The organism is Paucibacter sp. XJ19-41 (assembly GCF_028462495.1).
GTDB lineage: Bacteria > Pseudomonadota > Gammaproteobacteria > Burkholderiales > Burkholderiaceae_C > Roseateles_E.
This window is the reverse complement of sequence record NZ_JAQOWX010000005.1, coordinates 83,351-93,291: the sequence shown is the minus strand read 5'-3', so window position 1 is coordinate 93,291 and position 9,941 is coordinate 83,351. Positions and strand designations below refer to the sequence as shown.

The window sequence follows — 9,941 nt, the reverse complement described above, 5'->3', positions numbered from 1 at the left end:
CCAGCGCCGGCAGGCCGTTGGCACCGGCCGGGTTGGGTTGGCCCCAGGTGCCGGTGGCGTCGATCACCGCGCGGGCGCGCAGCTCGAGGGTCCGGCCATCGCTCTGCGTGGCGCGGATCACGAACGCCGCCTGCTCGCGGCCGGTGGTCTTGACCTTGTCGAAGCCCTCGCGGCTGAGCGCCGTCACGCGGGTGCCGAGCCGCAGCGCGGCCGCCACTGCCGGCAGCGCGGCATAGGGCTGGAGCACCCGCTCGACGATCTCTCGCGCCAGCGGCAGCTCGTCCTCGGGTGGCGCCTGCCAGCCGCCACCGGCGCGCAGCTGGCGGGCCATCGCGGCGTCGAGGTTGTAGCGCCAGGGCGAGAACAGGCGCACATGGCCGTAATCCAGCAGGTGCGCACCAACCGAGGCCCCCGCCTCCAGAATCAGCGGCGTGATGCCGCGCTCCAGCAAGTGGGCGGCAGCGGCCAGACCCACCGGGCCGGCGCCCAGCACGGCCACCGGCAGATCGCCGGCGGAGCCAGCCTGGGTCGGGGCATCGTCCTCAACCAGCAGCAGCGCCATCGCGGTGGCCGAGGCCGGGCAGGCGCCGCGCAACTCGGCCGAGGCCTGCAGTGCGGCGGGCAGCGCGGCGCGTTCGACCTGCTCGAAGCCCAGACGCTCGAAATAGCCGGCGGCCGTCGTCGTCAGCAGGAAGAGCCGGCGCAGGCCGCGCCGCCGGGCCTCCTCGAAGAGCATGGCCAGCAAGCGGGCGCCGATGCCTTGCTGCTGCAGCCCGGGCGCCACCGCCACCGAGCGCAGCAGGCCGATATCGCCGTAGCGCTCGATGCCGGCGCAGCCGACCAGTTCGCCGCCCTGCTGGGCCAGCAGGAAGTGAGCGAGATGCTCGCGGGCGCCGTCCAGCGGCAACCGGTGGGCGCCGAGCAGCGCGCTGATCGCGGGCCAGTCGGCCGGGCCGGCCTGGCGCAGGGAGATAGGGAGGGTGGTCATGATTTATCCGTCCTTGTTCCGTTCGCTGGCGGGCAGGCAGCACATCGCGCTGTGATCCGCCCGCAGGGTTTTGAGCAGCAGCAGCAGCGCGGTTTGCACCGCTTCGCGCTGCGGGGCTGCAAGCGTGGCCAGCAGTTGCTCCGCATGGCCGTCCAGCAAGCCGTTGAGCTCGCTAACCCGTGCCTCGCCAGCCGGGCTCAGACCCACCAGCCAGCTGCGCGCATCGACGGGGTTGTCGGTCTTGAGGACCAGGCCCTTGGCCGCCAGGCCCTCGACGGCGCGGCTGACCCAGCTCTTCTCCAGCAGCAGCCGCGTGCCCAGCTCCGACATGGGCAGCGCGACACCAGCCCGAGCCAGCTCGGTCAGGATGTGGCACTGGGTCGGCGTGGTCTGGCAGCAGTCGGCCACCAGGCGCTGGGCCCGGGTGTAGAGCCGCGCCACTTCGCGCAGCAGTTCGCCGGCCGAGGCGGAGGAGGTATTCATGAGGTTGTGGATAGCAACTAGTTGCTCGCACGGTAGTCCTCGCGGATTTGGTTGTCAATAGCATCTATCTAGTCAAAGATGAGGGCGGCGCAGCGATGGGCTGCCGCCTCAGTGCGTCGGCCCGGCCGGCGCGTCCAGTTGGCTCAGGTAGTGGTCGATCTCCAGCGCCGTGCTGCGCGCGCTGCGCATCACGCCGACCAGGGTGGCCGAGGCCGCACCGACCCAGTCGCCATAGCCGAGCAGCCACAGCCGCGGCTCGTCGACGCTGCGCGTGCCGTTCACCGCGATGCGGCCGGTGCCCGGGTCCGGCAGGCCCAGCGGCGCCAGATGGTCCAGCGCGGGCTGGAAGCCGGTGCACCAGATCACCGCATCAAAAGCCTGCGCCCGGCCATCGGGCCAGACCACGCCCTCGGCCGTGAAGCGCTCGAAGGGCGGACGCGCCGTCAGCACGCCGCGTTCGCGCGCGGCCCGCACCGGCGGCACCATCACGATGTCGCCGAAGCCGCCGGGCAACTCCTCGACCGGCTCATCGCGCTGCTGGGCCCGCCAGCGCGCGGTGGCGCGCTCGAACAGCACCCGGCCGTCGACCTCGTCGGGCAGGAACTGCGGCGGCCGCTCGGTGACCCAGATGGTCTGCGCCGCATGTTCCGACAGCTCGGCCAGGATCTGTGCGCCGGAGTTGCCACCGCCCACGACCAGCACGCGCTGGCCGGCAAACGGGGTCGGGTCTTGATAGTGGGCCGAATGCAGCTGGCGGCCGCGATAGACGGCCTGGCCCGGATAGACCGGCACGACCGGATGGCGCCAGCTGCCGGTGGCGCTGACCACGCTGCGGGCCCGCCACTGGCGCGCGCCGGCCCGGACGACCAGGCCCTCGGGCGAGGTCGCGACGCTGTCGACATGCACCGGCCGCTCAATCGGCAACTCATAGCGCTGCTCGTAACGCGCCAGATAGTCCAGCAGATGCTCGCGCGAGGGATAGCTCTGGCCCGGCTCGGGCGGCAGCGGCCAGCCCGCCAGCGAGCTCCACTGCGCCGGCGAGAACAGGCGCAGCGAGCGCCAGGCATGGCGCCAGGCGCCGCCGGGGCCGTCCTCGGCATCGAGGATCAGGAAGCTGCGCTGGCTGCGGCGCAGGAAATAGCCGAGCGACAACGCCGCCTGACCACCGCCGATGATGAGCACGTCGGGGCGGTCCATCGGGCGCTCTAGATCTTGGCCTGGTTGACGCGCCGGCTCAGCGCCTCGGCGTCTTCCTTGCGCTCGCTGTAGCGGTCCACCAGGTAGGGCGAGACATCGCGGGTCAGCAGGGTGAACTTCATCAGCTCCTCCATCACATCGACGATGCGGTCGTAGTAGCTGGAGGGCTTCATGCGGCCGGCCTCGTCGAACTCCTGGAAGGCCTTGGCCACCGAACTCTGGTTCGGGATGGTCAGCATGCGCATCCAGCGGCCGAGGATGCGCATCTGGTTGACCGCATTGAAGGACTGGCTGCCGCCCGAGACCTGCATCACCGCCAGGGTCTTGCCCTGGGTCGGGCGCACCGCTCCGCTACTCAGCGGGATCCAGTCGATCTGGGTCTTCATCAGCCCGGTCATCGCGCCATGGCGCTCGGGCGAGCACCAGACCATGCCCTCGGACCACTGGGCCAGCGCGCGCAGTTCCTGCACCTTGGGGTGCGTGTCCGGCGCGCCATCCACCAGCGGCAGGCCGGCCGGGTCGAAGACGCGCACCTCGGCGCCCATGGCCTCCAGCAGCCGGCCGGCTTCCAGCACGGCCAGCTTGCTGTAGGAGCGCTCGCGCAGCGAGCCGTAGAGCAGCAGGAAGCGCGGCCGGTGCCGGGCCGGCGCGGCCACGCTCAGGCGCTCCTGGGTCGGTGGCTCGAACAGGGCCGGCTGCAGAGCCGGCAAGCTGGCTTGCGGAAACAGGGGTTCAGACATGGCGCTGGGAGGCAGATTCACTGGAAGACTGGCGGGCGGCCACCGGCCGCAGCAGCCGGTGCACGCCCAGCGCCAGCGCGGCGCCCAGCAGCTCGGCGAGGACAAAACCCGGTGCGCTGGCCGGCGCAATGCCGGCGAAGCTGTCGCTGAACATGCGGCCGAACACAGCGGCCGGGTTGGCAAAGGAGGTCGAGGCGGTGAACCAGTAGGCCGCGCCGATATAGGCTGCGACCATGGCCGCCACCCGCGAAGCCGGCGCCCGCAGTATCACCAGCAGCAGGCCGAAGGTGGCCACGCCCTCGGCGATCCACTGCCCGGTGCCGCTCCTGAGCTTGCTGGAGAACTGCAGGATGCTCAGATCGAACATCGCATGGGCCAGCCAGGCGCCCAACATGGCGCCCAGCAACGGGGCGCCGATATAGGGCAGCAAAGCGGCCGGGGGCAGCTCGCCGCGCCAAGCCATCACGGCGCTGACGGCCGGGTTGAAATGCGCACCGCTGACGGGGCCGAAGACCTCGATCAGGATGTACAGGCCACCCACCGTGGCCAAGGTATTGGCCAGCAGCGCGATCGCCACATTGCCGCCGGACAGGCGCTCGGCCATCAGGCCCGAACCGATGACCACGGCCAGCAGCAGCGCGGTGCCCAGGCCCTCGGCCAGCAGCTTCTGGGAGGTGCTTGCATGCATGCCCGGCGCCCTCAGCTCTTCTCGATGGCGTTCAGCGCCGCCAGCAGCTCCGGCTTGCTCAGCGACTCCAGCGGCAGCAGCAGCAGTTGCAGCATGCGATAGGCGATCGCCTGGCGGGTCAGCTCGAAGGCGCGGCGCTTGCCCTCGTCGCCACCTTCGGCGTTCGACGGATCGGCATAGCCCCAGTGCACCTTGACCGGCTGGCCTCCATCACGGTTCGCTCCGAAGAACACCGGGCATTGCTCGGCCGCAGCGCTGTCGCAGACGGTGATCACGATGGACAACGGCGGCGCCTCGGGGCCGGTGAACTCGTCCCAGCTCTTGCTGCGGTAGGCGGCGGTCTCGATGCCGGCCTTGTTCAGCGCTTCGATGGCGAAGGGGTTCAATCGCCCGCTGGGTGCGCTGCCGGCGCTGTGCGCACGGACATCGCGGCCCAGGCGCGCGGCCAAGTGGTTCAGCATGCCCTCGGAAAGCACGCTGCGGGCCGAGTTGTGGGTGCAGAGAATCAATACATGGACAGTCATTGCGCTTCCAATCTGGCGGGTTCAGGCCTTGCCGACGCTGCTGAGCTCGCGCTGCAGCGAAAGCTTGTCCAGCGTGGCCAGCGGCAGGGCCAGCATCAGCTCGATGCGGCGCTTCAGGATCACAGCCGTGTCCATGAAGGCGCGAAGCCTGGTCTCGTCCGAGCCTTCGACAGCCGAGGGGTCTTCCACCCCCCAGTGCGCGGTCATCGGTTGGCCCGGCCACAGCGGGCAGACCTCGCCGGCGGCCTTGTCGCAGACGGTGAAGACGAAGTCGAGTTCGAGCGCGCCCGGCTGCGCGAACTCGTCCCAGCTCTTGCTGCGGAAATTGCCGCTGGCAATCTGCAGCTGCGACAGGGTCTGCAGTGCCAGCGGATTGACCGCGCCGGCCGGATGGCTGCCGGCCGAGTGGGCCACGAAACGTCCTCGGCCCAGATGGTTCATCAGGCCCTCGGCCAGGATGGAGCGGGCAGAGTTGCCGGTGCACAGGAACAGCACCTGGTAGATCTTCTCGTCGGACATATAAAACCTCGGCGAAAGAAAGGGAAGAAAGTGAGATGGGGGCCTCAGCAGTGGGCGCAGCCGGCGGCAGCCGTCTGGTCCAGGCAGGCCTCACCCTGGCAGCAGTTGGCGGCCAGATAGGCCAGCAGGGCGTTCATCTGCTCATAGGCGGCGCGATAGATCAGGTGGCGACCATCACGCTCTTGCGAGACCAGGCCGGCATGCAACAGCTCCTTCAGGTGAAAGGACAGCGTCGAGGCGGGCAGCGCCAGGTGCTCGGCCAAGGCGCTGGGCGTCAGGCCTGCCGGCCCGGCCACAACCAGGGCCCGGAACACCTGCAGCCGCGCGGCCTGGGCCAGTGCGGCCAGGGATTTGATGACTTGCTGTTCTTCCATATTTCCATCTTAATCGAAATACAGAATAAATAACAAGCCCCTAAAGGGCCGCGCCCGCATCGCCGCAAAACAATCCCACGCTGCGAACGAATACGGGTTAGCCTCGGACGGGAAGCCGGCACAGACGGGCAACACCACTCCCGGCCTCGCGCCGCACGCAGTCAACCGCAGGCCCCACCATGTCGCACGCCGCTTTTTTTCACCAGCCTTCGGAAACCGTCCGCTTCTATGTTCCGGTCGGCACCGGACAGGTGGGCGCCAGCGTCAGCCGCGCGACCCTGCATCATTGTTTCCGCCCCGGCTCGCAGGACGAGGATCCGCTGGAGACCTTCGAGGCCTTCTCGGCCGAGCTGGCCCTGGCCGTGCAGCGCCGCGTCGCCCAGGGCGCGCTGGAGCCGGTGATGCTGCGCGAGTTCGATCTGCGACCCGAGCAGCACCAGAAATAAGAAAACCCGTGATCGGCTGATCACAGGTTCGGCTTCGCCCGAAGGCGAGGGTCAGCGAGGGAGGGTCAGCTCTTGCCGAACTGGGCCTTGGCACCGGAGATGCAGGCGCTCTTGGCATCGCCCGCCAGCGCGTCGCACTTCTCGACGGCGACCTTGTAATCGGCATCGCGCTTGTCCTCGGCGGCGTCCTTGCGCGCCTCGCCGACCTGCTTGCCCAGCTTCGCGTCCGCCAGGGCCTTGGTCTCGGCAGCCTTGGCCTCCTTGACGCAGACATCCTTGTCGTTGCCGGCCTTGTCGTCGCACTTCTCCTTGGCCACTTCGTACTCGGCCTTGGCCTTGGTGGTCAAGACCTTCGTCTGATCGGCCGGCTTGCCGCTATGGGCATATTCGAGCTCGGCCAGAGCCACTTTCTCCTTGCCCTCGGCCTGGTCCTCGCAGACATCCTTGGCATTGCCCGACATCGCGGTGCAGGCGGCCTTCGCGGCCTTGTACTCGGCGCTGATGCGGGTCTTGCCCGCCTTGTACTCGTCCTTGCTGATGGTGGCGGCCTGGGCCACCGGCAGTGCCAGCAGGGCGGAAATCAGCAGTGCAGATTTGATCTTGAAGATGGTGTTCATCGAGGCGTCCTCTTTGGTGGATGGAGTGGACGCAGTATGCAAATCACCCGAGGCCCCGGCCTAGCAGCGGAACGCCCGGCCTCGCGTAGTCGGCGTCCTACATGGGCTGGCGCTGTGCGCCTATGGGCCGACATCGACGAAGTTTCTACAGTGCAACCATGGCCTGTCGCAGCGTTGCGCAGTCCACTGCCCTCACCACTCCAAGGATATCTTCATGACCATTCGCCACAGCTTTGCCATCACCCTGACCACCCTGGCCCTGCTCGCCACCACCGGCTGCGCCGTGACACGCGGCCAGCAATCGGTCGGCGCCTATGTCGACGACGCGGCCATCACGACGGCCGTCAAGGCCCGCTTCGTCGACAACACCAATGTCGCAGCCTCATCGATCAGCGTCGAGACGATGAAGGGCACCGTGATGCTGTCCGGTTTTGCGAAGAGCAGCACCGAGAAGAGCACCGCCGAAGCCCTGGCCTGGAAGGTTGACGGCGTCAAGGCGGTCAAGAACGAGATCACCGTTCGCCCCTGAGGCCGCCCCGGCGGCACGGCCGTCAGTCCTCGGGTTTCGAGACCGGGGCTGGCTTGCGTTGTCGGCGCTGTCGCCAGGCCAGATAGGTCTGCATCAGCGGCTGGGCCGTCACGCCGTGAGCCACGATGGAGGCCACCACGGTCCACAGCGTCAGCGACAGCAGGATGTCGGCCACCTCGCCCGAGACGCCGGCATCCAGCGCATAAAGCAGATAGAACACCGAGCCGATGCCGCGGATGCCGAACCAGCCTATCATCCCGCGCAGCGGCGCCGTCAGCCCCTCGCCGAGCGTCGCGCCCAGCGCTGACAGCGGCCGCAGCAGCAGAATCATCAGCGGCACGAACCACCAGGCGGCCGGCAGCGGCTTGGCATAGGCCAGCATCGCCCCGACCAGCAGCACCAGCGTCAGCTCGGCAAGCTTTTCCAGCTGCGTGTTGAAAGCCTGCACCGCATCGCGCATCGTCGCGCTGGCATGATGGGGATGGGTGGCCAGCGTGTCGTAGGAGTGGCCGGCCGAGTCGAGCGGCGGGGCCAGCGGCCGGCTCTCTGGCCTGGGCCGCTCACGCACCCGCTGCAAGGCCATGCCGGCGGCGAACACGGCAAGAAAGCCCGAGCTGTGGCTCAGCAAGGCCAGGCCGTTGGCCAGACCCAGCAGGCCCAGGCCGAGGAAGACATCGAGCCCGATCGCCTCCTGATGGCGGCTGCGCAGATAGACCACCAGCCAGCCGGTGGCCGCACCCAGCGCCGCGCCGATCGCGACACCACCCAGCGTGGCCCATAGCAGGTCCAGCGTCCACCAGCGCCAGCCCCCCTCGCCCAGCTCGTGCAGGCCCAGCAAGCCCAGGCCCAGCATCACGAAGGGAAAGGCCGCGCCGTCATTGAGACCGCCCTCGCCGGCCAGACTGAAGCCCAGGCGCTCGGGGTCGGTGCCGGCGTCCGAGGGCAGGTCGGAGGCCAGCACCGGATCGGTCGGCGCCAAGATCGCGCCCAGCAGCACGGCCGCACCCAGCGGCAGCTCGAGCAGCCAGACGCCGATCAGCGTCACCATCAGCACCATCGCACTCATCGACACAAAGGCCAGGCGCAGCGGCAGGCGCCAACGCCGGTCGCGCAGCGGCACTCCCAGGCGCAGCCCGACCGCGAACAGCGAGATCAGCAAGCCCAGCTCGGTCAGATGCATCAGCGCGCCGGCATGGGCCTGCGGATCGGGGCGCAGCACATCGATGCCGTCCGGCCCCAGCACACAGCCCAGGCCCAGATACACCATCGCGCTGCTCAGCGGCAGCCGGCCCAGCAAGGTGCCGGCCAGCACCATCGTGATCAGCAGCACGCCGACAAACAAGGACCAGAACTGCATGGACGGGAAAGGGATAACGAATGTCCACCCAGCATGAGGCCCGGTGCGGCGTACGTCTGTGCTGCAGCACGCATAGGGCCGGCCCGCCGTCGGGCCAAATGCGCTACCGTCGCGGCATGAACAACACCAGCGCCACCCCCGACCGCATGCACAGCATCTCCAGCCTGTTCGAGCCCGAGTTCAGCCAGCGCTTGTGCGAGATCTTCGAACAGCACATCGCCTTCAACCAGGTGCTGGGCCTGCGGATCGACAGCCTGGAGGCCGACCGGGTCAAGGCCCACATCACGATGCGGCCCGAGCTGATCGGCCATTTCACCCATCAGCGCCTGCATGGGGGCGTGATCAGCGCCACCCTCGATGCGATGGGCGGGCTGGCCGTGATGGCGGCAACCGGCGCGCGCCATATGGACGAGGCGCCGCTGGCCCGACTGGCGCGCTTCGGCAAGCTCGGCACCATCGATCTGCGCATCGACTATCTGCGCCCGGCCACCGGCCCGCGCTTTCACGCCACGGCCGAGGTGCTGCGCCTGGGCAGCCGGGTGGCCTCGACCCGCATGGAGTTCAAGGACGCCGAGGGCCGCCTGCTCAGCAGCGGCGCCGGCGCCTACATCGTGTCCTGAGCGGGCGGCCTACTTCTTGGCCGGCGTCTCGGCCTTCTTCTCGAAGGGCAGCAAGTCGCTGGGCAGCACCTTCAGCAGGGCCAGGCAGGCGCCCTTGGACTCGGTGAACTTGTTCAGCTCGCCCATCTCGCAGCGGTCGCCGCCATGCACCTGCAGCTTGGCGATCTCGCCGCAGCCGATGCCGGCGAACTGCAGCGCGCGTCTATGCTGGTCGCCCGGACGCACCGGACCGAAGCCGGTCAGCTGGGTCATATAGGCCACATCGTTGGCGCGCAGCACGGTGAAGTCGGGCACCACGCTGCGAATCTCGTAGTCCAGCTTATTGCTCAAGGCCAGCTCGAAGCGGCAGCCGCCGGGCGCCTCGACACGCCGCTCCAGCCGCAGCTCGGCCTGCAGCAGCGGCTTGGCCGGTGCCGCCGACGCAGCGGGCGCTGCCGGTGCGGTCGCATCGACATAACGCCAGCTGCCGTCGTCTTTGAGCAGGATGCGCCGGCCCTGCTCGTCCTTCAGCTCGAAGTCGGCCAGCGCGCCGGCCGCCAGCGCGGCCAGCCCGGCGGCGACCAGCGCCGCGCGCAGGCTTTTTACTGTCTCGATCATGCGGAATTCCGTCCCGGTTGTTTTCAGGTGGCTAGCATAGTAGCGGGCTCGCCGCTGATGCTCGAAAGCCCGCCCCGGACACGACACCGGCTTGGCATAAAGTCCCAGCGAGACCTTCCGATGCCGACCATGCCCGACGCGCCCTCCCGCCCCGCATCGCCTTCGCCCGCCCCCGCCGAGCAGACCCTGCAGCTGCTGGAGCAGGCCGATGCCGCGCTGGCCCGGCAGCAATGGCCGGTGGCGCTGGCGCTGGCCACGCAGG

14 protein-coding genes are annotated in these 9,941 nt (G+C 69.0%); 3 read left to right on the top strand and 11 right to left on the bottom strand.

Translation table 11 applies throughout. The annotated features are described in order from the left end of the window. From arsN2 to PO768_RS02625, 8 genes are all read right to left on the bottom strand, one after another. Positions 1 to 988 (bottom strand): arsenic resistance N-acetyltransferase ArsN2 (gene arsN2 / locus PO768_RS02660; protein WP_272644783.1); only part of this gene is annotated, 988 nt, incomplete at its 3' end. A 3-nt stretch (positions 989 to 991) separates the two neighbouring features. Continuing rightward, the gene (locus tag PO768_RS02655; RefSeq protein WP_262968081.1) at positions 992 to 1,471 is read right to left on the bottom strand and encodes a MarR family winged helix-turn-helix transcriptional regulator; all 480 of its coding nucleotides are present in this window, start codon (positions 1,469 to 1,471) and stop codon (positions 992 to 994) included. Between the two features lie 108 nt (positions 1,472 to 1,579). Continuing rightward, on the bottom strand, positions 1,580 to 2,668 hold the full coding sequence (locus PO768_RS02650) for an ArsO family NAD(P)H-dependent flavin-containing monooxygenase (RefSeq protein WP_272644782.1): 1,089 nt from the start codon (positions 2,666 to 2,668) through the stop codon (positions 1,580 to 1,582). A gap of 8 nt (positions 2,669 to 2,676) precedes the next feature. Next, a complete protein-coding gene (gene arsH / locus PO768_RS02645) occupies positions 2,677 to 3,408 on the bottom strand; it encodes an arsenical resistance protein ArsH (RefSeq protein ID WP_272644781.1) in 732 nt (243 codons plus the stop codon). After that, positions 3,401 to 4,096, bottom strand: coding sequence for an aquaporin (locus tag PO768_RS02640; protein ID WP_272644780.1), 696 nt, complete (start codon positions 4,094 to 4,096; stop codon positions 3,401 to 3,403). The genes arsH and PO768_RS02640 overlap by 8 nt, the downstream gene beginning before the upstream one ends. Before the next feature lie 11 nt (positions 4,097 to 4,107). Then, a complete protein-coding gene (locus PO768_RS02635; protein WP_272644779.1) occupies positions 4,108 to 4,620 on the bottom strand; it encodes an arsenate reductase ArsC in 513 nt (170 codons plus the stop codon). 21 nt (positions 4,621 to 4,641) lie between these two features. Further along, positions 4,642 to 5,139 (bottom strand): arsenate reductase ArsC, encoded by a 498-nt coding sequence (locus PO768_RS02630; RefSeq protein WP_272644778.1) that lies wholly within the window; start codon positions 5,137 to 5,139, stop codon positions 4,642 to 4,644. A 44-nt stretch (positions 5,140 to 5,183) separates the two neighbouring features. Continuing rightward, positions 5,184 to 5,513: an ArsR/SmtB family transcription factor gene (locus PO768_RS02625; RefSeq protein ID WP_272644777.1), complete on the bottom strand. Its 330-nt coding sequence runs from the start codon at positions 5,511 to 5,513 to the stop codon at positions 5,184 to 5,186. A gap of 179 nt (positions 5,514 to 5,692) precedes the next feature. On the opposite strand from PO768_RS02625, the gene PO768_RS02620 reads away from it, so the two are divergent. Continuing rightward, entirely contained in the window at positions 5,693 to 5,959 is a 267-nt protein-coding gene (locus PO768_RS02620) for a hypothetical protein (protein WP_272644776.1), read from the top strand. A gap of 65 nt (positions 5,960 to 6,024) precedes the next feature. Here the strand turns inward: PO768_RS02620 and PO768_RS02615 are convergent, their stop codons facing one another. Next, positions 6,025 to 6,576, bottom strand: coding sequence for a hypothetical protein (locus PO768_RS02615; RefSeq protein ID WP_272644775.1), 552 nt, complete (start codon positions 6,574 to 6,576; stop codon positions 6,025 to 6,027). Between the two features lie 214 nt (positions 6,577 to 6,790). Here PO768_RS02615 and PO768_RS02610 point away from each other — a divergent pair, with 214 nt between their 5' ends. Beyond that, positions 6,791 to 7,105 (top strand): BON domain-containing protein, encoded by a 315-nt coding sequence (locus tag PO768_RS02610; RefSeq protein ID WP_272644774.1) that lies wholly within the window; start codon positions 6,791 to 6,793, stop codon positions 7,103 to 7,105. A 22-nt stretch (positions 7,106 to 7,127) separates the two neighbouring features. Here PO768_RS02610 and PO768_RS02605 read toward each other — a convergent pair whose 3' ends face one another. Continuing rightward, positions 7,128 to 8,462: a cation:proton antiporter gene (locus tag PO768_RS02605; protein WP_272644773.1), complete on the bottom strand. Its 1,335-nt coding sequence runs from the start codon at positions 8,460 to 8,462 to the stop codon at positions 7,128 to 7,130. 116 nt (positions 8,463 to 8,578) lie between these two features. On the opposite strand from PO768_RS02605, the gene PO768_RS02600 reads away from it, so the two are divergent. Beyond that, positions 8,579 to 9,082, top strand: coding sequence for a thioesterase family protein (locus PO768_RS02600; protein ID WP_137942395.1), 504 nt, complete (start codon positions 8,579 to 8,581; stop codon positions 9,080 to 9,082). Positions 9,083 to 9,091: 9 nt separating this feature from the next. Here the strand turns inward: PO768_RS02600 and PO768_RS02595 are convergent, their stop codons facing one another. After that, a complete protein-coding gene (locus tag PO768_RS02595) occupies positions 9,092 to 9,679 on the bottom strand; it encodes a hypothetical protein (protein WP_272644772.1) in 588 nt (195 codons plus the stop codon). Positions 9,680 to 9,941 lie beyond the last annotated feature (262 nt).

What these genes read in the sequence shown, in the direction of transcription:
- PO768_RS02655 (WP_262968081.1), bottom strand. Translation starts at nt 1,471, where the DNA reads ATGAATACCTCCTCCGCCTCGGCCGGCGAACTGCTGCGCGAAGTGGCG.
- PO768_RS02650 (WP_272644782.1), bottom strand. Translation starts at nt 2,668, where the DNA reads ATGGACCGCCCCGACGTGCTCATCATCGGCGGTGGTCAGGCGGCGTTG.
- arsH (WP_272644781.1), bottom strand. Translation starts at nt 3,408, where the DNA reads ATGTCTGAACCCCTGTTTCCGCAAGCCAGCTTGCCGGCTCTGCAGCCG.
- PO768_RS02640 (WP_272644780.1), bottom strand. Translation starts at nt 4,096, where the DNA reads ATGCATGCAAGCACCTCCCAGAAGCTGCTGGCCGAGGGCCTGGGCACC.
- PO768_RS02635 (WP_272644779.1), bottom strand. Translation starts at nt 4,620, where the DNA reads ATGACTGTCCATGTATTGATTCTCTGCACCCACAACTCGGCCCGCAGC.
- PO768_RS02630 (WP_272644778.1), bottom strand. Translation starts at nt 5,139, where the DNA reads ATGTCCGACGAGAAGATCTACCAGGTGCTGTTCCTGTGCACCGGCAAC.
- PO768_RS02625 (WP_272644777.1), bottom strand. Translation starts at nt 5,513, where the DNA reads ATGGAAGAACAGCAAGTCATCAAATCCCTGGCCGCACTGGCCCAGGCC.
- PO768_RS02620 (WP_272644776.1), top strand. Translation starts at nt 5,693, where the DNA reads ATGTCGCACGCCGCTTTTTTTCACCAGCCTTCGGAAACCGTCCGCTTC.
- PO768_RS02615 (WP_272644775.1), bottom strand. Translation starts at nt 6,576, where the DNA reads ATGAACACCATCTTCAAGATCAAATCTGCACTGCTGATTTCCGCCCTG.
- PO768_RS02610 (WP_272644774.1), top strand. Translation starts at nt 6,791, where the DNA reads ATGACCATTCGCCACAGCTTTGCCATCACCCTGACCACCCTGGCCCTG.
- PO768_RS02605 (WP_272644773.1), bottom strand. Translation starts at nt 8,462, where the DNA reads ATGCAGTTCTGGTCCTTGTTTGTCGGCGTGCTGCTGATCACGATGGTG.
- PO768_RS02600 (WP_137942395.1), top strand. Translation starts at nt 8,579, where the DNA reads ATGAACAACACCAGCGCCACCCCCGACCGCATGCACAGCATCTCCAGC.
- PO768_RS02595 (WP_272644772.1), bottom strand. Translation starts at nt 9,679, where the DNA reads ATGATCGAGACAGTAAAAAGCCTGCGCGCGGCGCTGGTCGCCGCCGGG.